This is a genomic window from Georgenia sp. SUBG003 (assembly GCF_000715355.2).
Lineage (GTDB): Bacteria > Actinomycetota > Actinomycetes > Actinomycetales > Actinomycetaceae > Georgenia.
The window spans coordinates 956,049-975,849 of sequence record NZ_CP180204.1; the positions used below are offsets into that span (position 1 = coordinate 956,049).

General features: G+C 72.9%; 16 protein-coding genes and 2 pseudogenes. 12 read left to right on the forward strand and 6 right to left on the reverse strand.

The window, feature by feature from the left end; all coding sequences use genetic code 11:
* Positions 1 to 70: 70 nt before the first annotated feature.
* The 3 genes from DA06_RS04605 to DA06_RS04615 all read right to left on the reverse strand — a co-directional run bounded on the left by DA06_RS04605 (position 71) and on the right by DA06_RS04615 (position 3,490).
* A complete protein-coding gene (locus tag DA06_RS04605) occupies positions 71 to 754 on the reverse strand; it encodes a nucleotide exchange factor GrpE (protein WP_043497721.1) in 684 nt (227 codons plus the stop codon).
* Positions 751 to 2,631 carry a molecular chaperone DnaK gene (gene dnaK, locus DA06_RS04610; protein ID WP_043497723.1) on the reverse strand — a complete coding sequence of 627 codons (1,881 nt, stop codon included), beginning with the start codon at positions 2,629 to 2,631 and terminating at the stop codon, positions 751 to 753. The genes DA06_RS04605 and dnaK overlap by 4 nt, the downstream gene beginning before the upstream one ends.
* 169 nt (positions 2,632 to 2,800) lie before the next feature.
* The gene (locus DA06_RS04615; protein ID WP_418606964.1) at positions 2,801 to 3,490 is read right to left on the reverse strand and encodes a TetR/AcrR family transcriptional regulator; all 690 of its coding nucleotides are present in this window, start codon (positions 3,488 to 3,490) and stop codon (positions 2,801 to 2,803) included.
* Between the two features lie 108 nt (positions 3,491 to 3,598).
* Here DA06_RS04615 and DA06_RS04620 point away from each other — a divergent pair, with 108 nt between their 5' ends.
* The 3 genes and pseudogenes from DA06_RS04620 to DA06_RS04630 all read left to right on the forward strand — a co-directional run bounded on the left by DA06_RS04620 (position 3,599) and on the right by DA06_RS04630 (position 5,173).
* Complete coding sequence (locus DA06_RS04620; protein WP_418606965.1) at positions 3,599 to 4,138, forward strand: DoxX family protein; 540 nt, start codon at positions 3,599 to 3,601, stop codon at positions 4,136 to 4,138.
* A gap of 41 nt (positions 4,139 to 4,179) precedes the next feature.
* Positions 4,180 to 4,626: pseudogene (locus DA06_RS04625) on the forward strand (alpha/beta fold hydrolase); the annotation flags it as partial.
* 142 nt (positions 4,627 to 4,768) lie between these two features.
* The gene (locus DA06_RS04630; RefSeq protein ID WP_418608488.1) at positions 4,769 to 5,173 is read left to right on the forward strand and encodes an alpha/beta fold hydrolase; all 405 of its coding nucleotides are present in this window, start codon (positions 4,769 to 4,771) and stop codon (positions 5,171 to 5,173) included.
* Here the strand turns inward: DA06_RS04630 and DA06_RS04635 are convergent.
* The gene (locus tag DA06_RS04635) at positions 5,142 to 5,537 is read right to left on the reverse strand and encodes a type II toxin-antitoxin system VapC family toxin (protein WP_043497725.1); all 396 of its coding nucleotides are present in this window, start codon (positions 5,535 to 5,537) and stop codon (positions 5,142 to 5,144) included. The genes DA06_RS04630 and DA06_RS04635 overlap by 32 nt on opposite strands.
* Positions 5,538 to 5,645: 108 nt before the next feature.
* On the opposite strand from DA06_RS04635, the pseudogene DA06_RS04640 reads away from it, so the two are divergent.
* The 4 genes and pseudogenes from DA06_RS04640 to rsmI all read left to right on the forward strand — a co-directional run bounded on the left by DA06_RS04640 (position 5,646) and on the right by rsmI (position 9,822).
* Positions 5,646 to 6,193, forward strand: a pseudogene (locus DA06_RS04640) (type 1 glutamine amidotransferase domain-containing protein).
* A gap of 179 nt (positions 6,194 to 6,372) precedes the next feature.
* Positions 6,373 to 8,280, forward strand: coding sequence for a DUF4921 family protein (locus DA06_RS04645; protein WP_418606967.1), 1,908 nt, complete (start codon positions 6,373 to 6,375; stop codon positions 8,278 to 8,280).
* Between the two features lie 9 nt (positions 8,281 to 8,289).
* The gene (locus DA06_RS04650; protein WP_418606968.1) at positions 8,290 to 8,787 is read left to right on the forward strand and encodes a PfkB family carbohydrate kinase; all 498 of its coding nucleotides are present in this window, start codon (positions 8,290 to 8,292) and stop codon (positions 8,785 to 8,787) included.
* Positions 8,788 to 9,081: 294 nt separating this feature from the next.
* Positions 9,082 to 9,822 (forward strand): 16S rRNA (cytidine(1402)-2'-O)-methyltransferase, encoded by a 741-nt coding sequence (rsmI, locus tag DA06_RS04655; protein ID WP_418606969.1) that lies wholly within the window; start codon positions 9,082 to 9,084, stop codon positions 9,820 to 9,822.
* Positions 9,823 to 9,882: 60 nt separating this feature from the next.
* Here rsmI and DA06_RS04660 read toward each other — a convergent pair whose 3' ends face one another.
* Positions 9,883 to 10,485, reverse strand: a complete 603-nt coding sequence (locus DA06_RS04660; RefSeq protein WP_043497742.1) for an isochorismatase family protein — start codon at positions 10,483 to 10,485, stop codon at positions 9,883 to 9,885.
* A gap of 337 nt (positions 10,486 to 10,822) precedes the next feature.
* Between DA06_RS04660 and DA06_RS04665 the strand changes: the two genes are divergently transcribed.
* Both DA06_RS04665 and DA06_RS04670 read left to right on the forward strand, forming a co-directional pair.
* Positions 10,823 to 12,406, forward strand: coding sequence for a DHA2 family efflux MFS transporter permease subunit (locus tag DA06_RS04665; protein ID WP_418606971.1), 1,584 nt, complete (start codon positions 10,823 to 10,825; stop codon positions 12,404 to 12,406).
* Positions 12,407 to 12,478: 72 nt separating this feature from the next.
* Positions 12,479 to 14,293 carry an alpha/beta fold hydrolase gene (locus tag DA06_RS04670; protein ID WP_052436368.1) on the forward strand — a complete coding sequence of 605 codons (1,815 nt, stop codon included), beginning with the start codon at positions 12,479 to 12,481 and terminating at the stop codon, positions 14,291 to 14,293.
* A gap of 78 nt (positions 14,294 to 14,371) precedes the next feature.
* Here DA06_RS04670 and DA06_RS04675 read toward each other — a convergent pair whose 3' ends face one another.
* Complete coding sequence (locus DA06_RS04675; RefSeq protein WP_043497744.1) at positions 14,372 to 15,166, reverse strand: deoxyribonuclease IV; 795 nt, start codon at positions 15,164 to 15,166, stop codon at positions 14,372 to 14,374.
* Between the two features lie 171 nt (positions 15,167 to 15,337).
* Between DA06_RS04675 and metG the strand changes: the two genes are divergently transcribed.
* The 3 genes from metG (at position 15,338) to DA06_RS04690 (ending at position 19,503) form a co-directional block, all read left to right on the forward strand.
* Positions 15,338 to 17,149, forward strand: a complete 1,812-nt coding sequence (gene metG, locus DA06_RS04680) for a methionine--tRNA ligase (protein WP_043497746.1) — start codon at positions 15,338 to 15,340, stop codon at positions 17,147 to 17,149.
* Positions 17,150 to 17,156: 7 nt separating this feature from the next.
* Positions 17,157 to 18,134 carry a TatD family hydrolase gene (locus DA06_RS04685; protein WP_418606973.1) on the forward strand — a complete coding sequence of 326 codons (978 nt, stop codon included), beginning with the start codon at positions 17,157 to 17,159 and terminating at the stop codon, positions 18,132 to 18,134.
* Between the two features lie 262 nt (positions 18,135 to 18,396).
* Positions 18,397 to 19,503, forward strand: coding sequence for a G5 domain-containing protein (locus DA06_RS04690; protein WP_052436369.1), 1,107 nt, complete (start codon positions 18,397 to 18,399; stop codon positions 19,501 to 19,503).
* Positions 19,504 to 19,801 lie beyond the last annotated feature (298 nt).

Sequence of the window (19,801 nt, forward strand, 5' to 3'; positions counted from 1 at the left end):
GCCTCACCTCCTCGATCACGAGGTGCCGCGGCGGAAGAACCGCCGCGGCACCAGGTCATGCTCTGCACGCTCATTCGGGGCTGCTGACCGCCACCCGCGCGGCGCGCAGCACCCGCTCCCCGGCACGGTAGCCGGGCTGCAGCACCTGGGTGACCGTCGTCGCCGTGGCGTCGGGGTCCGTGGTGTGCATGAGCGCCTCGTGGACCTCCGGGTCGAACTCCTCGCCCACCGCGCCGAAGCGCACGACCTCGAAGCGCTGGGCCAGCGTGCTGTCCACCTTCTCGACGATCGCCCCGAGCGGGCCGGTGAGGTCGCCGTGCTGGCGGGCGAGCTCGATCTCGTCGAGCACACCCAGCAACGCCTCGACGACGTCCTGCGCACCGGCCTGCCGCTGCGCACCGGCGTCCGCCTTCGCGCGACGCACGTAGGCGCTGTACTCCTGCTGGAGGTTGTAGAAGTCGGCGTTGCGGCGGGCGAGCTGGTCCGCCAGGTCGAGCGCCTCGGCCTTCGCCCTGGCCAGCTCCTCCGCGGCCTCCGACGCCGCAGCCTCGGACGACGCCGGAGCCTCCGCCGTCGTCCCTCCGCCAGGGTGCGTGGCAGGCTGGGCCGCCCCGCCGGCGGGGGCGCCGTCGGACGACGGCGCCTGCTGCGTGACGGGCTCGCGGACCTTCCCGGTCTCCGGGTCGATCCGCCGCCGGTCGTGCACGACGGGCTTGTCGTAAGCCTCCTCGGAACGGTCGTTCTCGGCCGTCACTTGGCCTCCTCGTCGTCCACGATCTCGGCGTCGACGACGTCGTCGTCGGAGGTCGAGCCGCTGGCCCGGCCGTCACCCTCGAACCCGGGGGCGCCCTGCGGACCGGGGTTGGCGTCGCCGGCCTGCTGCTGGGCGTAGAGGGCCTCGCCGATCTTCTGGCTCTTGGTGGTGAGCTCGGACTGGGCGGACTTGATCGCCTCGATGTCCTGCCCCTCGAGGGCCTTCTTGAGGTTGTCGACGGCGCCGCGCACCTCGGAGGTGACGTCCTCGGGGAGCTTCTCGGCGTTGTCGGTCAGCAGCTTCTCGGTGGAGTAGACCAGCTGCTCGGCGGTGTTGCGGGTCTCCGCCTCCTCACGACGCTTGGCGTCCTCGGCCGCGTGGGCCTCCGCCTCCTTGATCATGCGGTCGATCTCGTCCTTGGGGAGGGCCGAGCCGCCGGTGATCGTCATCGACTGCTCCTTGCCCGTCCCGCGGTCCTTGGCGGAGACGTGCACGATGCCGTTGGCGTCGATGTCGAACGTGACCTCGATCTGCGGCATGCCGCGGGGGGCCGGGGCGATGCCGGTCAGCTCGAAGGTGCCCAGCGGCTTGTTGTCCCGGGCGAACTCGCGCTCTCCCTGGAAGACCTGGATGAGCACGCTCGGCTGGTTGTCCTCCGCGGTGGAGAAGACCTCGGACCGCTTGGTCGGGATGGCCGTGTTGCGCTCGATGAGCTTCGTCATCACGCCACCCTTGGTCTCGATACCGAGGGAGAGCGGGGTGACGTCGATCAGCAGGACGTCCTTGCGGTCGCCCTTGATGACGCCGGCCTGGAGGGCCGCGCCGACGGCGACGACCTCGTCCGGGTTCACGCCCTTGTTGGGCTCCTTGCCGCCGGTGAGCTCACGCACGACCTCGGTCACGGCCGGCATGCGCGTCGAGCCGCCGACGAGCACCACGTGGTCGATGTCGCTGAGCGAGATGCCCGCGTCCTTGATGACGTTGTGGAACGGGGCCTTGGTGCGGTCGAGCAGGTCGCGCGTCATCTCCTCGAAGGCCGCCCGGGTCAGCTTCTCGTCCAGGTGGATCGGGCCGGACTCGCTCATCGAGAGGTACTGCAGGGAGATGTTGGTGCTCGTCGTCGAGGAGAGCTCCTTCTTGGCCTGCTCGGCCGCCTCACGCAGCCGCTGGAGGGCGATCTTGTCCTTCGACAGGTCGACGCCGTCCTTGTTCTTGACCTGCGTGACGAGCCAGTTGACGATGCGCTGGTCCCAGTCGTCGCCGCCGAGACGGTTGTCGCCGTTGGTGGCGCGGACCTGGATGGTGGAGAAGTCGTCCTCGTCCTTGCCGACCTCGAGCAGGGAGACGTCGAAGGTGCCGCCACCGAGGTCGAAGACCAGGATGAGCTCGTCCTCCTTGCCCTTCTCCAGGCCGTACGCGAGGGCCGCGGCCGTGGGCTCGTTGACGATGCGCAGGACGTTGAGGCCGGCGATCTGCCCGGCGTCCTTGGTGGCCTGACGCTCGGCGTCGTTGAAGTAGGCGGGAACCGTGATGACGGCGTCCGTGACGGGCTCGCCGAGGTAGGACTCGGCGTCCTTCTTCAGCTTGCCCAGCACGCGCGCGGAGATCTCCTGCGCCGTGTAGGTCTTGTCGTCGATCTCCACCTTCCAGTCGGTGCCCATGTGGCGCTTGACGGAGGTGATGGTGCGGTCCACGTTGGTGACGGCCTGCCGCTTGGCGACCTCGCCGACCAGGACCTCGCCGGACTTGCTGAACGCGACCACCGACGGGGTGGTGCGGGCTCCCTCGGCGTTGGCGATGACGGTGGGCTCGCCACCCTCCAGGACGGACACCACCGAGTTGGTGGTTCCCAGGTCGATCCCGACAGCTCGTGCCATGTGCGTCGCTCCTTCGTTCCGGCCCGGCGCGGACCGCCGGAACCTGTGTTGAGTCGTATGCACTCAAGTCTGGACCGCGGCTTCGACCGCGTCAAACGGTCGACCGAAAACTTGAGTCTGACTGACTCAACCCACACGGCACGGAATCCATTCCCTCGGCTTGCCCCTGTCACGCGCATGGGCACGCGCAGAGCTGCGCCGTCGAAGCCCGGACCTCGCTGTCGTGCGGCTGCGCCAGCCGGGACGAGGTGGAGCGCCGGATCGACGGCCCGCTCCGGGCGGTCAGGGCTGGCGGAACAGCAGCCCCGCGACGGCGCGCGCGGCCGCCTCGGGGTCGTCGCCGAGGTCCGGCGGAAGGGAGCCCGTGAGCCACAGGTTCGCGAAGCCGTGCACCAGGGACCACGCGGCGACGCCGGCGAGACGCGAGTCCGCCCCCCCGACGGTCGGACGGGAGCGCGCCCGCGCCGCCGTAGAGCGCCTCCCCCGCCCGCTCCCGGGCGGCGAGAAGCTCCGGGTCGTCAGGGTGGTACAGGTCGGGCCGGAACATCACCTCGAAGTGGGCGCGATGCTCGACGGCGAAGCGCACGTAGGCGACGCCGAGCTCGAGGAAGTCACCCGTCCGGTGCTGCGCGTCCACCAGCACCCGCGCAAGCAGGTCGTAACCCTCGGCGGCGACGGCGGTGAGGAGGCCCGCCTTGTCACCGAAGTGGTGGGCGGGTGCAGCGTGCGACACACCCGCCCGGCGCGCGAGGTCGCGCATGCTGAGGCCCGCCGGACCGGTCTCGGGAATCGTCGCCACGGCCGCGTCGAGGACGGCACGTCGCAGGTCGCCGTGGTGATAGGGCCGGAGTGCGCACATGGCGGCATGCTACGAGGGATCTAGTCATTGACAAAATGAGAGCTGCGGGCGTACGTTCGTCGCGCTGGCAACTAGCCAGTGCCTAGTTCCCTCGAGGTGGAGGTCCGCATGCAACCGCTCATCGTTCTCGTCGTCGTCACGCTGGGACTCCGCGCGGCGGGGTTCGCCGGCGTCGCTCGACTGTCGTCCTGGCCTCCGGCCGTCCGGGGCGGACTTGCGGCCATGTTCGTGATGACCGGCACCAGCCACTTCGTGGGGATGCGCGCGGAGCTCATCAGCATGGTGCCGCCCGTCCTCCCCGAACCCGGCCTGCTGGTCACCGTCACCGGCGTGCTCGAGCTGGCCGGGGCGGTCGGCCTGCTCGTGCCGCGCACCGTCCCATGGGCGGCGGGCGGCCTCGCCGCCCTGCTGGTCGTGATGTTCCCGGCCAACGTCTACGCCGCCGTCTCGGGCGCCGCCATGGAGGGAGCCCAGACGATGACCCTCCTCCCGCGGACGCTGCTGCAGCTCCTGTTCCTGGCGGCGACGCTCGGGGTGCTCAGGGCCTACGCCCCGCGCCGGAAGGGATCGGTCACGGGCGCCGCGCAGGACGACCTCGGTACCCGACCGAGCAGCACGGTGCGCGTCTCGTCCGGCGGCACCCACTGACCGTCCTAACACGGCAGAGCCGCACCGGTACGTTCGTGCGCATGTTCCCTCGTGCGCCGGCGTACCGGTCGGGTCTGCTCACCGTCGACGACGGACAGTCGGTCTACTGGGAGGAGACCGGGAACCCGGACGGGCTCCCGGCGCTGTACCTGCACGGCGGCCCCGGCGGCGGACTCGGACGCCGGGGCTACGTCAGGAGCTTCGACCCGGACCGGTACCGGGTGGTCGGGCTCGACCAGCGAGGCTGCGGCCGCTCGACACCCTTGGCCAACGACCCGCGCCACGACCTGGACACCAACACCACCGGCCGGCTCGTCGCGGACCTCGAGGCGCTGCGGAGGCACCTCGGCATCGAGGCCTGGGTGGTCGACGGCGTCTCCTGGGGATCGACGCTCGCCCTCGCGTACGCGCAGGCGCACCCGGAACGCGTGCTCGGCGTCGTCCTCATGGCCGTCACGACGACGAGCCGCGCCGAGGTGGACTGGATCACCGAGCACGTCGGCGCGATCTACCCCGAGGGCTGGGACCGGCTGGCGAGCCACGCCGAGGGCGCCGGCGCCGGCTACCGGCGCGGGGGAGCGGCGGCTCGTCGAGGCCTACGCCGCACTTCTGCGCGCCCCGTCACCGGCCGTGCGGGCCGCGGCGGCGCGCGCGTGGGCGGAGTGGGAGGACACCCACGTCGCGATCGGCGCAGGCGGCTTCCAGCGGGACCCGCGCTGGGAGGACGCCACGTACGCCGAGGTGTTCGCGACCCTCGTCACCCACTACTGGGCGCACGACGGGTTCCTCGACCCGCCGGTCCTGGAGCGCATGGAGACCATCGCCCACCTCCCGGCCACGTTGATCCACGGCCGTCTCGACGTGAGCGGGCCGCTCGTCACCGCCTGGCGCCTGCACCGGCTGTGGCCCGGGAGCGAGCTGGTCGTCGCCGAGGGCGAGGGGCACGGGGGCAGGTCGATGGCCGAGCAGTGGGCGCTGGCCAACACCCGCATGGCCGACGCTCTCAGCGCAGGTCGTCCAGCGACGCCGTCGTGACGACGCCCGCCACCCTTCGGGCCAGCTCGGCGTCGAGGGTGATGAACGCGTCGGCCTGGAGCTGGGTGAGAGCGACGTACTCGGCGTCGTAGGTAGAGGCCCAGCCCAGCCGGTCCGCCAGCTCCCAGGCCCGACGGCGCAGCACCGCGTCCCCGAGCAGCCGGAGCGGCATCCGGGTGACCCGGTCGAGCCGGGCGCGTGCGACGCCGGACGGGAGCTCTCCGGCGTGGACCGCCTCGTGCATGGCCGAGAGCGCCTGGGACCGCAGCAGCGTCGGGGCGAGCAGCTCGTGCTCGGCGGGGATCTGCGCCTCCTCGGCCGCCAGCCGCAGGACCGCGGCGGCATCGACGACGAACCTGGTCATCCGGCACCTCTCTCTGTCGGTCACCGAGGGTCGGCCACCGAGGATGCGACCCTCGCGACCCGAACGTAGCCTCGAACGGAAGTCACCCGAACTGGAAGGAGTCACACCATGGCGGAACTGACCGGAAAGCGGATCGCGTTCCTGGCGACGAACGGCTTCGAGGACTCCGAGCTGACCTCCCCGTGGGAGGCGGTGACGTCCGGCGGGGCCGAGGCGGTTCTCGTCTCGCCCGAGTCGGGCACGATCACCGGGAAGAAGGGGCACGAGGCCAAGGTCGACCTGCAGGTCGGCGAGGCCGACGCGCAGGAGTTCGACGGTCTGGTGCTCCCGGGCGGTGTCGCCAACGGCGACAAGCTCCGGATGGACGAGAAGGCCGTGGCCCTGACCCGGGCCTTCTTCGAGCAGCACAAGCCGGTCGGCGTGATCTGCCACGGCGGCTGGATCCTCACGGACGCGACGTGCTCCGCGGCCGCACCCTGACCTCCTACCCCAGCCTGCAGACCGACCTGCGCAACGCGGGAGCCACCTGGGTGGACGAGGAGGTCGTCGTCGACAACGGGCTCGTCTCGAGCCGCACGCCCGACGACCTCCCGGCGTTCAACGACAAGCTGGTGGAGGAGCTCGCCGAGGGCGAGCACGAGAAGCAGACGGCGTGAGCCGCCCCTGAGGGCGGCCGCAACCGCCCCAGGCCCGACCGGCCCCGGTCCGCACGGACCGGGGCCGGTCCCACTCTCCGGAAGGCTTCGCGCCCGCATCTACCCGTGCACCTCGCGCCACCCGCCGTACGATCGGGGCGTCGCCCGAGTCCGAGGGAAGCCGCACACCGAGGTGCACCATGCTCGACCTGTCCGCCGCGCCGCTCACCCGGCTGCCCGACGGCACGGTCAAGCAGCTCAACCCGCTGACCGGCACCGAGGTCTGGACGGTCCCCGGCCGCGCGAACCGCCCGCTCGCGGCCCCGACGGCGGACGTCGCCCTCGACCCGCGCGACGAGGGACGGTGGTGCGCGTTCTGCGAGCGCCGCTATCTCGACACCCCGCCGGAGAAGTCCCGCCTCGTCCGTGACCCGGACGGCACCTGGCGCACGCTCGAGCGGCTGCCGGCGGACGCACTCGGGCAGACGGTGGCCGAGTTCCGGCGCATCCCGAACCTCTTCGAGATTCTCTCGTTCGACTACTGGCGGCTCAACCACGGCTACACCCCGCCGCCGCACGTCCTCGCCCACGAGCACGACTACCTCGCCTCCCCCGCCGGCCGCGCCCACGTGGAAGGGGTGCTCCGCCGTCGGCGCTCGCGAACGGGACCAGCGAGGCGTCCTGGGAGTCGCTCGACGACGCAGCCCGGCTCGCCGGGGCGAGGGGGCTGTTCGCGGGGCGGGCACGACGTCGTCGTCGCACGGCGTCACCGCGCCCCCCACGGCCTCGAGGGCGACGGCGGAGCCGCCCCCCGGGGACCGGCCGAGCCGCCCGCGGGCACACCGCGGCTCGCCTTCTCCGGCACCCTCACGCCCGAGGAGCACCACCGCTACCTGGAGTTCACGGTCGCGGCGATGCGTGCGCTGTACGCCGACATCCCGCAGGCCCGGTACGTCGCGGTGTTCCAGAACTGGTTGCGGCCGGCCGGGGCGTCCTTCGACCACCTGCACAAGCAGCTGGTCGCGATCGACGAGCACGGCGGCCAGGTCGACCACGAGCTCGGGCTGCTGCACACCCGGCCGGACCTCTACAACGAGGCGGTGCTCGGGGTGGCGCTGACCGAGGGGCTGGTGGTCGCGGAGAACGAGCACGCGGTGGCCCTGGCGGGCGTCGGCCACCGCTACCCGACGCTGGAGGTGTGGTCCAAGTCAGCCGCCACCGTGCCCTGGGCGCTGACCGCGGCGGAGCTGCGAGACTTCTCCGACCTCCTGCACGCCTGCCACGCCGCCACCGGCGCCGCCGTGCCCACCAACGAGGAGTGGCACCACCGGCCTCCCGACGCCCGGGCACCCATGCCCCTGCGGGCCATGCTCAAGTGGCGGGTCTCGACGCTCGCGGGGTTCGAGGGCGGGACGAAGATCAACGTCAACACCATCTCCCCCGACGCCCTGCGCGCCCGCGTCGTCGACCGGCTGGGCGAGCTGCGCGGCGTCGGCCGGATCGCACCCGTGCCGGTCGGGGACGAGTGCGCGGGCCGCCCCCGGCGCGCTGCGCTACCGCGACGCGGGCTGAGCGGGGCGACGCCGTGGCGCTCGCCGTCTGCCTGCTCCTCGACGCCGCGGCGGAGCGCGCCCTGCGGACGCTGTGGGCCCGGCTCGAGGCGCCGGCGTGCCGACCCTGCTCACGCACACGCACCGCCGCCACGTGCCGCACCTGTCTTACGCCGTGCTGCGGACGTACGAGGTGGAGGCGGTCCTCGCCGCGGTCGCGGCGCTCCCGGACGCGGGTCCGGTCGTGCTGCACGCCGACGCGCTCGGTCTGTTCCGGCGCGGCCGCGCGTCCCTGGTGCCCTCGGTGCGTCCGAGCTCGCCGCGCGGCAGGAGCGGGTGGTCGAGGCGGCGGTCGGCACGGGCGCCGACCTGCACCGCAACTACCGGCCCGGCGCGTGGGTGCCGCACGTCAGCCTCGCCACCCGGGCGCGTCTGGGTGACCTGCCCGCCGTGGCCGCGCTGGCGTACACGGTGCTCCCGATACGGCTGCCCGTCGCCCGCGCCGCGCTCGTGGACAGCTCCACCGGCGAGCAGTGGCCCCTGCCCGTGATCCCGTAGCGTCGGCGGGTGAGCTCGATCCGCGTGCTGGTGGCCGGCCCCGCCTCCTGGAACCTGCTGGTCCGTCTCGACCACCTTCCGGAGCCCCGGCCGGGCACCCACTTCGCCGGCGGCTTCCACGAGACCGTGGGAGGCACGTCCGCGGGCAAGGCGATGAACCTCGCCCGGCTCGGCGCGGAGGTGACCCTGCGGACCGTGCTCGGCGCCGACGACGAGGGTGAACGCGTGCGCGCCGCCCTGGACCGCTACGGCGTGGCGCTCCTGGCCGAGCCGGCCGCGGGCGGGCGCACGGAGCGGCACGTCAACCTCATGGCCGCCGTGGCTCGGGAGCCCTCGAGCACCGGCGGCGTGGTGCGGGGATCGTCGGTGCCGGCGCGTGGGTCGTCCGTGGGGGGCTCGCCGGTACCGCGCGACGGGACGCCCGGACCGCTCGACGACGACGGTGACTCGTCCGACTGGGTGGTGCCGCCCAGGTGCGGCGTCCGGTCAGGCTGGGGCACCCGGTGAGTCTAAGGCGATGGGGGAGACTGGGGGCGTGAGTGACCCCGCCGCACCCGACCGCGCCGCGCAGACTGACCCGGCCGCGTCCACGCCCGCGCACGCCGACGACGTGCCCGCGCACGCCGACGACGTGCCCGCGCACGCTCCGGGCGCGCCCGCGCAAGGCCCGGTGGAGACGACGGCGCACCACCCCGGGGCCGCGCCGGCGATGGATCCCGGCGTGATCCTTCTGGCCGCCACGCCATCGGCGACGCCGCGGACGCGCCGCCCCGGCTCCGGCGTGCGCTCGCCGAGGCCGACGTGGTCGCCGCCGAGGACACCCGACGGCTCCGTGCGCTCGCGGGCCGCCTCGGCGTCCAGATCGGCGGCCGCGTCGTCAGCTACCAGGAGCACAACGAGAACCAGCGTGCGCCGGAGCTCGTCCGGGCCGCGCAGGAGGGTGCCAGGGTGCTCGTGGTGTCCGACGCCGGGATGCCGTCGGTGTCGGACCCGGGCTACCGCCTCGTCAAGGTCGCCGCCGACGCCGGCGTGCGGGTGAGCGTGGCACCGGGGCCCTCGGCCGTGCTGACGGCGCTCGCGATCTCGGGGCTCGCCACCGACCGGTTCTGCTTCGAGGGGTTCGTCCCGCGAAAGAGCGGTGACAGGGCGCGCGCGTTCGCGGCGTTGGCCGCGGAGCCGCGCACCATGGTGTTCTTCGAGTCGCCGCACCGGCTCGCCGGCACGCTCGCCGACATGGCCGAGGCGTTCGGCCCTGACCGCCCGGCCGCCGTCTGCCGGGAGCTGACGAAGACGTACGAGGAGGTCCGGCGGGAACCGCTCGGCGGGCTCGCGGTCTGGGCGGAGGACGGGGTCAGGGGCGAGATCACCGTCGTCGTCGCGGGCGCCGAGCCGGCGGTGCCGTCGGTCGCCGACCACGTCGCCGTGTCCTCACGCTCGCCGACGGCGGAGCCCGGCTCAAGGACGCGGCCGCGACGGTGGCGGGGGGAGACGGGCCTCGGCAAGCGAGAGCTTTACGAGGCCGCGCTCGAGGCGCGGCGCTGACGCAAGCGCGTCCGGGTGCCGCGCGCTCCGGCACCCGTCGAGGAGGCCACGGCCAGGAGGTCAGGAAGCGGGAACGAACCCCGACTCCTCGAGCACGACGCCCGCGGCCGTCAGCTGTTCGCGTGCGAGCGCGCCCAGATCGGGACTGACCGGAACAGTGAGGTCGGTGAGGACACGCGTGTGCAGGCCCAGCTTCTTCGCGTCCAGCGCGGTCTCCTTGACGCAGTGCGACTCCACGAGCCCGACCACGTCCACCGACGTGATGTCGGCGTCGCGCAGAATCTGCGCGAGCGTGCGCCCCTGCTCGTCGGTGCCCTCGAAACCGGAGTACGCGGCGGCGTACTGGCCCTTCTTCACGGACGCGTCGAACATCAGCCCGGACAGCGCAGGGTGCAGCTCGGCCTCTGCGCTGCCGGCCACCCCGTGCGGCGGCCAGGTGTCGACGTAGTCCGGCTCGTCGGAGAAGTGCGCTCCCGGATCGATGTGCCAGTCCTGGGTCGTCACCACCGCGGCGTACTCGTCCCGGTGGGCATCGGTGTATCGCGCCACCCGCTCGGAGACGGCGTTGGCGCCCGGCGAAGGCAGCGCACCGCCCTCGCAGAACGTGGGCTGCACGTCCACGAGAATCAGGGCCCGTCCGCCCGGGCCGGCGTTCTGGCTCACAGCGACCTCCGATCACGGCCCGCCGGGACGCAGCAGGCCTCACTGCGACCATTCTCCCGGCCCCCGTCCAGCAGCCCAAACCGGGAGGCCCACGCCGGGAGACGGGTCACCGCGAAACTGGGGGAGCGTCCGCGCTCGACGTGCCGGGGACAGACCTGCCCGTGCCCTTCCGGCACAGCTCAGCTCCGAGCGGAATATTCGCTTCGCCCACCGACGCTGAGACAGCCACAATCGGCGAACCCGGTGAAGATGCGTCGGGACCCGGACGCGCGAGCAGCGCGAGCCGCAACCAGTACCCGCCGATCCAGCTGTCCGCCCTCCGCGGACCGGAGGACCCATGCCTGAGAAGCGCCTCGCACCCGAGCTCGTGACCGGTGACGCCCGCGACGACCACCCGCTGCAGGGCGGCTCCGCCGCTGCGGCCGTCGCCGTCGGCCAGACCGGCGCCGGCGCCCACGTGCGGGAGGGGGGTGCCGCCGCGGCCGTCGCCGGCGGCCGGACCGACCGCCTCGACCCGTCGACGCGGCTCGTCATCTCGTTGCTGCTGGTGTCGGCCTTCGTCGTCATCCTCAACGAGACGGTCATGGGCGTGGCGCTGCCGCGCATCATGGAGGGCCTCGACGTCCCGGCGACCTCCGCGCAGTGGCTCACCACCGCGTTCATGCTCACCATGGCGGTGGTCATCCCGATCTCGGGCTTCCTGCTGCAGCGCTTCAACACGCGGCCGGTGTTCCTCGCCGCGATGTCGTTCTTCAGTCTCGGCACGCTGCTGTGCGCGATCTCGCCCAGCTTCGCGGCGCTCGTGCTGGGTCGCGTCGTCCAGGCGACGGGGACGGCGATCATGATGCCGTTGCTGATGACGACGATCATGACCCTGGTCCCGCCGCACCTGCGGGGCCGCACCATGGGCAACATCTCGATCGTGATGTCGGTGGCGCCGGCGCTCGGGCCCACCATCTCAGGACTCGTCCTCAGCATTCTCGACTGGCGCTGGCTCTTCTGGCTGGTGCTTCCGATCGCCCTGTTCTCTCTCGGCCTCGGCGCCGCGCGGATCCGCAACGTCGCCACCACGCGGCCCGGCTCCATCGACGCGCTCTCGGTCCTGCTCTCCGCGACCGCGTTCGGCGGCCTGATCTACGGACTGAGCGCCATGGGCTCCTCCGTCCACGGGGTGCAGGCCGTCCAGCCGTGGATCCCGCTCGCTGCCGGCGGTGTCGCGCTCGTCGCGTTCGTGCTCCGGCAGCTCGCGCTCCAGCGGTCCGACCGGGCGTTGCTGGACCTGCGGACGCTCCTCGCACCGATGTTCGCCGTCGGGGTCGCGCTCATGTTCGTCCTCATGGCGTCGCTGTTCGGCACGATCATCCTGCTCCCCATCTACACCCAGGACGTGCTGGGTCTCGACCCCCTCTCCACCGGCCTGCTGCTGCTTCCGGGCGGCCTGCTCATGGGGCTCCTCGGTCCGGTGGTCGGGCGCGTCTACGACCGGCGCGGCCCGCGGGTGCTCGTCGTCCCGGGTGCCGTGCTCACGAGTGCCGCACTCTGGTCGATGACGCTTCTCGGGGTGAGCACGCCGCCCGTCCTGGTGCTCGCCATCCACGTCGTCCTCAGCATGGGCCTGGGGCTGATGTTCACGCCGTTGTTCACGACCTCGCTCGGCGCCGTCCGGCCCGAGCTGTATGCGCACGGGAGCGCGCTGGTCGGCACCGTCCAGCAGCTGGCCGGCGCGGCCGGCACGGCGCTGTTCGTCGTCGTCATGGTCACGCGCGCAGCGGGCCTCACGGCCGATGGACTGGCGCCCGAGGCCGCCCTCGCAGGCGGGATCCGCACGGCGTTCCTGTGCGGTGCCGTGCTCTCGCTCCTCGCGGTCGTCGCCGCGTTCTTCGTCCGGCGGCCCGAGGAGACTCGGTCCGGGTCCCGTTGACCCTCACCCGCGGCCCGGAGTTCGGGTCCGCACCCCGTTGAACCTCACCCGCGGTTCGGGATACCAAGGACCATGCGGAAGGCCGATGCCGCCCTGATCGCACGGCGCCGGACCGTGGCCCTCTCACGGCGCCGGACCGCCGCCCTCTCACGACGCCGGACCGTCGCCGTCGCGCGTCGGCGCGCCGTGGCCTCGGCGAGGCTCGCGCTCGCCGGGCGCCGGGTGGTCGCCGCCGTCGCCGTCGTCCTGGTGCTCGTGGCGGGAGCGGTCACGGCGACAGCGGCACCACCCGGTGCCGGTGCAGGTTCGTCCGGCACGGATCCGGCCCGCTCCGCTCTCGCCGGCACCGCTCAGGCAGCACAGCCGCCGGCCCTGACGTGGCGGGGCTGCGGGGACGGTCTCGAGGCGTTCCAGTGCGCGACGGCGGAGGTGCCGACCGACTACGACGACCCGGCCGCCGGCACCACCACCATCGCGCTGACCCGCCTCCCGGCCACGGCTCCCGACCAGCGCATCGGCAGCCTTTTCCTCAACTTCGGCGGACCGGGCGGCCCCGGGGTCGACACCCTCCATGCCCTCGGCGGCGCGTTCCTGGACCCGTCGGTCCGGGCTCGGTTCGACGTCGTCGCGTTCGATCCCCGTGCCGTCGGCCGGTCCGACCCCGCGACCTGCTTCCGCGACGCGGCGCAGGAGTTCACCCTGCTCGCCACCCTCCCGGCCTTCCCCGTCGAACCTGATGAGGAGCCGGGGTTCGTCGCGTCGGTCGCAGTCCTGGGAGCCTCGTGCACCGTGCTCTCCGGGAACCGCATCGCAGCATCCTCCACCGCCAACGTCGCACGGGACCTGGACCTGCTCCGCGCAGCCGTGGGCGACGACGAGCTCACCTACCTCGGCTACTCGTACGGCACGTTCCTCGGTGCCACGTACGCCGCGCTGTTCCCCGACCGTGTGCGCGCCCTGGTCCTCGACGGCACCGTGCTGCCGGAGATCTGGGTCGGCGAGGGCGACGACCGGGTGCTCGGGCGCCGCCTGGGCCAGCACGTCGCCGCGGCTCAGGCGTACGGCGAGTTCCTCCGGCTGTGCAGGGAGGCAGGCCCGAGCGGCTGCCCGCTCGCCGCTCTCGGGGACCCCGGCGACGTCGTCGAGACCCTCCTGGCCCGGCTGCGCACGGAACCGGTGGCGGTCCCGAACGGGGACGGGACGACGACGGAGCTCGGCTACGACGACGTCGTCTCGCTCATCTTCCAGTCGATGTACGACCCCCGGCTGTGGGGCCAGCTCGCCGCCGGACTCGCGTCGCTGGAACCGCAGCCGCCGACCGCGCAGTCGGACGGCGCCGAGCCCGGTCAGGACGCCCTCGGAGACCTGCTGCGTCGTCTCCAGCTGATCGAGGACTACCCGTCCGTCGGTGGCGCGCTCGCCAGCATCTGCGTCGACACCGAGGACCCCGTAGGGCCTGGCGGCTTCCCGGCCCAGGCCGACGCCGCCGAGCGGGAGGCCGGCCATTTCGGGAGGTTCCGCGCCTGGCTCTCACTGCCGTGCGCATTCGTGCCGGTCACCGACGAGGACGCGCACACCGGTCCCTGGGAGCAGACTGTCGACGAGCCGGTCCTCGTGATCGGCACCCGGTTCGACCCCGCCACCCCGTACTCGGCGACCGAGCCCTACGCGGACCACTGGCCCGACGCGCGGGTGCTCACCATCGAGGGGTACGGCCACACGACTCTCGTGCCCAGCACCTGCGCCAGCGCGGCGATCGCCGCCTACCTGCTCGACCTGCAGGCGCGGGACGGTGCCGTCTGCAGCCAGGACGTCACGCCGTTCGGGCCGATGCCGCTGGAGCTGAACCCCGAGCCCCCGGTGGCGCAGCTGCTCGACGTGCGTTAGCCGGACGCGGCACGCCTGGCGCGGCCCGCGCCCGTGCCGGCCCGGATGCCCGCAGCGAGGCCGGCAGAGCTGACGTCGTCAGGCCAGGCGCTCCCGCAGCCAGGCGATGTCGGCGCCGTGCTCGGCCACCCCGCCCGGCGTCTCGACGACCACCGGTGCGCCAGCCGCCCGCACGACGTCCGCAAGCTCGTCCGGGTCCAGGCTGCCCTCGCCGAGGTTGGCGTGCCGGTCGGCCCCGGAGTCGAAGGCGTCCCGGCTGTCGTTGGCGTGGACGAGGTCGACCCGGCCCGTGATCGCCCGGGCCCGCTCGACGATGCCGGGCAGGGGCTCGCCGCCCGCGTACGCGTGGCACGTGTCGAGGCAGAACCCGACGGTGTCGCCGCCGTCCGCCTCGAGCACCGAACCCCACAGCTGCTCGAGGCGCTCGAGCCCGCGAGCCATGGCCCGGTTCCCGCCCGCGGTGTTCTCGATCAGCAGCGGAACGGGCATCTCGAGCCCGTCGATGCACTTGCGCCAGTTGTCGAAGCCCTTGGCTGGGTCGTCGTCCTTCAGGACGTGCCCGCCGTGGACCACGAGCCCGGCCGCCCCGACCTCGGCAGCCATGTCGAGGTGCTGCTGCAGCAGCTTGCGGCTGGGGATGCGGATCCGGTTGTTCGTCGTCGCGACGTTGATCACGTACGGCGAGTGCACGTACAGCGTGATCCCTGCCTCCTCGGCTGCGCTCCGGAGCGCTGCCGCACCGCCGGGGTAGCGCACCTCCGGCCCCTTCCAGCCCTGGGGGTCGCCGAGGAAGAACTGCGCGAGGTCCGCGCCGCGGGCCAGCGCCTCACCGACGGGATCCTCCTGGTCGACGTGCGCTCCGATCTGGCTCATGGACACCGACGATATCCCGGCCCACCGACGCCCAGACAGCGGGCGTGGACCGGACGGCGGAGGCGGCGCCGTCGGGAGGGGGACGGCGGCGCGGGCGGCGCGTCGGGAGGGGGAGGACGGAAGCGGACGCCGTCGGACGGGGCGTGCGCCGCGCCAACTAGGCTGGCCCCCATGACGCGCATCCTCTCCGCCGTGGCCTGGCCGTACGCCAACGGGCCGCGCCACATCGGTCACGTCGCCGGCTTCGGCGTGCCCTCCGACGTCTTCTCCCGATACATGCGCATGGCGGGCCACGACGTGCTGATGGTCTCCGGCACCGACGAGCACGGCACGCCGATCCTCGTCGCCGCGGACGCCGCCGGGGTCAGCGCCAAGGAGTTCGCGGACCGCAACAACCGCGTCATCGTCGAGGACCTCGTCGCGCTCGGGCTGAGCTACGACCTGTTCACCCGCACCACCACCCGCAACCACTACGCCGTGGTGCAGGCGATGTTCCGCACGGTGCGCGACAACGGGTACATGGTCGAGCGCGTCACCCAGTCGGCGATCAGCCCGTCGACCGGCCGCACCCTCCCGGACCGCTACATCGAGGGCACGTGCCCCATCTGCGGCTACCACGACGCCCGCGGCGACCAGTGCGACAACTGCGGCAACCAGCTCGACCCCACCGACCTCATCGACCCCCGCAGCAAGATCAACGGGGAGAAGCCGGAGTTCGTCGAGACCACGCACTACTTCCTCGACCTGCCGGCGCTCGCCGACGCCCTCGGCAAGTGGCTGGACGACCGCGCCGCGTCCGGCACCTGGCGGCCGAACGTCATCAAGTTCAGCCAGCACATCCTCGAGGAGATCCGCCCGCGCGCCATGACGCGCGACATCGACTGGGGCATCCCCGTGCCCGGCTGGGAGGACCAGCCCACCAAGCGTCTCTACGTGTGGTTCGACGCCGTCGTCGGCTACCTCTCCGCCTCCGTCGAGTGGGCGCGCCGCACCGGCGACCCCGACGCGTGGCGCCGGTGGTGGAACGACCCCGAGGCGCTGTCCTACTACTTCATGGGCAAGGACAACATCGTCTTCCACTCCCAGATCTGGCCGGCGGAGATGCTCGGGTACAACGGCGAGGGTGAGCGGGGCGGCACGCCCGGCACCTACGGCACGCTGAACCTGCCCACCGAGGTGGTCTCCAGCGAGTTCCTCACGATGGAGGGCAAGCAGTTCTCGTCCTCGCGCGGCGTCGTCATCTACGTCCGCGACGTCCTGGAGCGCTACCAGCCCGACGCGCTGCGCTACTTCATCTCCGCCGCCGGCCCCGAGACGCAGGACGCCGACTTCACCTGGGCCGAGTTCGTCCGCCGCACCAACGGCGAGCTCGTCGCCGGCTGGGGCAACCTGGTCAACCGCACCGCGTCGATGATCGCCAAGAACTTCGGCGAGATCCCGACGCCGGGCGACCTCGAGGCGATCGACACCGAGCTGCTCGAGCAGGTGCGCGCCGGCTTCACCACCGTCGGCGGGCTCATCGCCCAGCACCGCCAGCGCGCCGCCCTCACGGAGGCGATGCGCCTGGTCGGCGAGGCAAACACGTACGTCACCCGCACCGAGCCGTTCAAGCTCAAGGCGCCCGAGCAGCGCGACCGCCTCGCCACCGTGCTGCACACCCTCGCCCAGGCGGTCGCCGACCTCAACGTCATGCTCAGCCCCTTCCTGCCGCACTCCGCCAACGACGTCGACCGCGTCCTCGGCGGCACCGGGACCGTCGCGCCCATGCCGCGGCTGGAGGAGGTCGAGGATCTCGACGGCGGGGACCCGTACCCGGTCATCACCGGCGACTACCGCCGCGGCGAGAACATGGCGGCCTGGGAGCCGCGGCCCGTCGTGCCGGGCACCCCGGTGGCGAAGCCGACCCCCGTGTTCACCAAGCTCGACGACGATGTCGTCGAGTCCGAGCTAGCCCGCCTGCGCGGCAGCCGGCCCACCGCGTGAGCGCGGCGTGAGCCGTACCGACGCGAGCCCGGGCACCGTGAGCAAGAAGCAGCAGAAGAAGCGTCGGGGCTGGCCGGAGGAGCCGGAGGCCCTGCCCCTGCCCGTGGTCGACAACCACGCGCACCTGCCGGTCCTGGACGACGACGGCGCCCCGGTCGACGAGTTCGACGTCGCCCTGCCGCCGGGCGAGGAGCCGCTGACGACGGCGGAGCAGGTCGCCCGGGCCACCCGTGTCGGCGTGGCCCGGATCCTCACCGTCGGGTGCGACGTCCCGTCGCTGGCCGGGTCGGTCGCCCTGGCCCGCGCCCACCGGGAGATCGCGGCGGCGCTCGCCATCCACCCCAACGAGGCGCCTCTGCACGCCGGCGTCCGCGAGATCGCCCCGGACGGGCTGGACCCCGCGGTCCGCGAGCACCACGCCCTCTCGCTCGACGACGCGATCGCCCGGGTGGCCGAGCTGGCCCGGGACGAGCGGGTGGTGGCGGTGGGGGAGACCGGCCTGGACTTCTTCCGCACCGGCGAGGAGGGCCGCGGTCACCAGCTCCGCGCCTTCCGCGAGCACATCGCCCTCGCCAAGGAGCTCGGCAAGCCGCTGCAGATCCACGACCGCGAGGCGCACGACGAGGTCGTCCGAACGCTTCTCGCCGACGGCGCCCCCGACCGGGTCGTCTTCCACTGCTTCTCGGGCGACGTCGAGCTCGCCCGGACCTGCGCCGAGCGCGGCTGGTACGCCTCCTTCGCCGGCCCCGTGACGTTCAGGAGCAACGACGCGCTGCGGGCGGCCCTGCGCGAGCTGCCGCCCGAGCTCGTCCTGGTGGAGACGGACGCCCCGTACCTCACGCCGGCTCCGTTCCGCGGGCACCCCAACGCCTCGTACGTGATGCCGCTGACCGTCCGGACCGTCGCCGAGCAGCTCAGGCTCGACCTGGCCGAAACGTGCGAGCGCCTGACGGCCAGCACCGACGCCGTCTACGGCGCCTGGTAGCCCCCGGCCCCCTTGCGGGCGAGGCGTCACTCCTTCGCGAGACGTCATCTTCCCCGCGAGACGTCATCTTTTCCGCGAGAGGTCATCTCCTCCACGAGACGTCATCTGTTCGCATGCCCCGTCGGTCGGGTCACACGTCTCGCACGCCCGGTCGTGACGCGGTGATGACGCCCACAGATCGTTACGGCCGACTTTGCATCAGATAACAGATCGGTTACGGTCGCACTCGGACCGTCTTCCCTCCAGACAGGAACAGCACTCCGTGGCACGACACACCGCGGAGCGTGGCACGGCTGCGCTCCTGAACGAGACCACGCCCGCCGCCGGTGCTCCGGCACCCGGAACCCGGCGCGCCCTCCGGCTCGCGGAGGAGCAGCGCGCGGCGGCCGCCGAGGAGCAGAGGGGGTCCATCGGGCTGCCCGGACTCGCGGTGAAGGCCATGCGTGGCGGCGTCCTGGGCGCCGTCGTCCTCGGAACCGGCGCGTTCGCCGTCACGCAGGGTCCCGCTCAGGCCGGCACGGCCGACGGCACCGACCTCGCGGTCGAGGCCGGCACCCTCGCGCTCCGCGACGGAGACACCGCCTCCCGCTCCCAGCTCGCCGGCCGCCTCGCGCTCGAGGCCGACGGCGCCTCCACCTTCACCGTCTCCGTGGACGGCGAGGCGCGCAAGATCACCACGACTGCCGCCACGCTCGGCGAGGCGCTGCGCGAGGCCGGGATCGTCGTCGGAGGGGACGACGTCGTCACCGCCAGCCTCGGCGCCGCCGTCCCGGACGGCCAGACCGTCGAGATCCTGCGTGCCAGCGCCGAGCACGTCACCGAGGAGTCGGTCGTCAAGCACGGCGTCGTCGAGAAGGAGGACGACTCCCTGCCCGAGGGCGAGCGCAAGGTCGAGACCGAGGGCGTCGACGGCGTCACGACCAACACCTACCGGGTCGTCACCGCCGGCGACGAGGAGGTCAGCCGCGAGCTCGTCGCGACGGTCGTCTCCAGCGCCAAGGTCGACGAGGTCGTGCTCGTGGGCACCAAGAAGGCCGTGGAGGCCCCGGCGCCTGCAGCCAGCTACTCGGGCGACCCCCGGGCCATCGGCAGGCAGCTCGCCGCCGCCCGTGGCTGGGGAGCGGACCAGTTCACCTGCCTGGACAACCTCTGGACCAAGGAGTCCAACTGGAGCGTGACCGCCGACAACCCGACGTCGAGCGCGTACGGGATCCCGCAGGCGCTGCCCGGCTCCAAGATGGCCTCCGCCGGTGCCGACTGGGCGACGAACCCTGCCACGCAGATCACCTGGGGCCTGGGCTACATCGCCGGGCGCTACGGCACGCCGTGCGGGGCGTGGAGCCACTCCCAGAGCGTCGGCTGGTACTGAGCCGGACGGCTCTCCGGACCTGCGCCGCGGCTCGCTGGGCGCGGACGGAGTTTCTCGCAGCGAGCCCAGGAGGTCCCTCGGGGGACGCCGGCCGGGCGGTGCGCCCCCCGCTGTCACGAGCACCGCGATCACGTGTGTGCCACGACACGTGGACGCGGAGATAACGATTCGGTTACATTCGATGCGGTCCGCTGTGCCGGACCGCTCAGCGGGCCCTCGCGGCCTGTAATGACCGCCGGATCAGGCTGACGGTCGGGCGTGCCCTCCCGGGTACGCGGCGAGCCCCCGCTCGTCCCGC

Excerpts from the sequence above, each read along its gene's own strand:
- dnaK (WP_043497723.1), bottom strand. The coding sequence starts at position 2,631 with ATGGCACGAGCTGTCGGGATCGACCTGGGAACCACCAACTCGGTGGTG.
- DA06_RS04615 (WP_418606964.1), bottom strand. The coding sequence starts at position 3,490 with ATGTGCGCACTCCGGCCCTATCACCACGGCGACCTGCGACGTGCCGTC.
- DA06_RS04620 (WP_418606965.1), top strand. The coding sequence starts at position 3,599 with ATGCAACCGCTCATCGTTCTCGTCGTCGTCACGCTGGGACTCCGCGCG.
- DA06_RS04635 (WP_043497725.1), bottom strand. The coding sequence starts at position 5,537 with ATGACCAGGTTCGTCGTCGATGCCGCCGCGGTCCTGCGGCTGGCGGCC.
- DA06_RS04645 (WP_418606967.1), top strand. The coding sequence starts at position 6,373 with ATGCTCGACCTGTCCGCCGCGCCGCTCACCCGGCTGCCCGACGGCACG.
- DA06_RS04665 (WP_418606971.1), top strand. The coding sequence starts at position 10,823 with ATGCCTGAGAAGCGCCTCGCACCCGAGCTCGTGACCGGTGACGCCCGC.
- DA06_RS04670 (WP_052436368.1), top strand. The coding sequence starts at position 12,479 with ATGCGGAAGGCCGATGCCGCCCTGATCGCACGGCGCCGGACCGTGGCC.
- DA06_RS04675 (WP_043497744.1), bottom strand. The coding sequence starts at position 15,166 with ATGAGCCAGATCGGAGCGCACGTCGACCAGGAGGATCCCGTCGGTGAG.
- metG (WP_043497746.1), top strand. The coding sequence starts at position 15,338 with ATGACGCGCATCCTCTCCGCCGTGGCCTGGCCGTACGCCAACGGGCCG.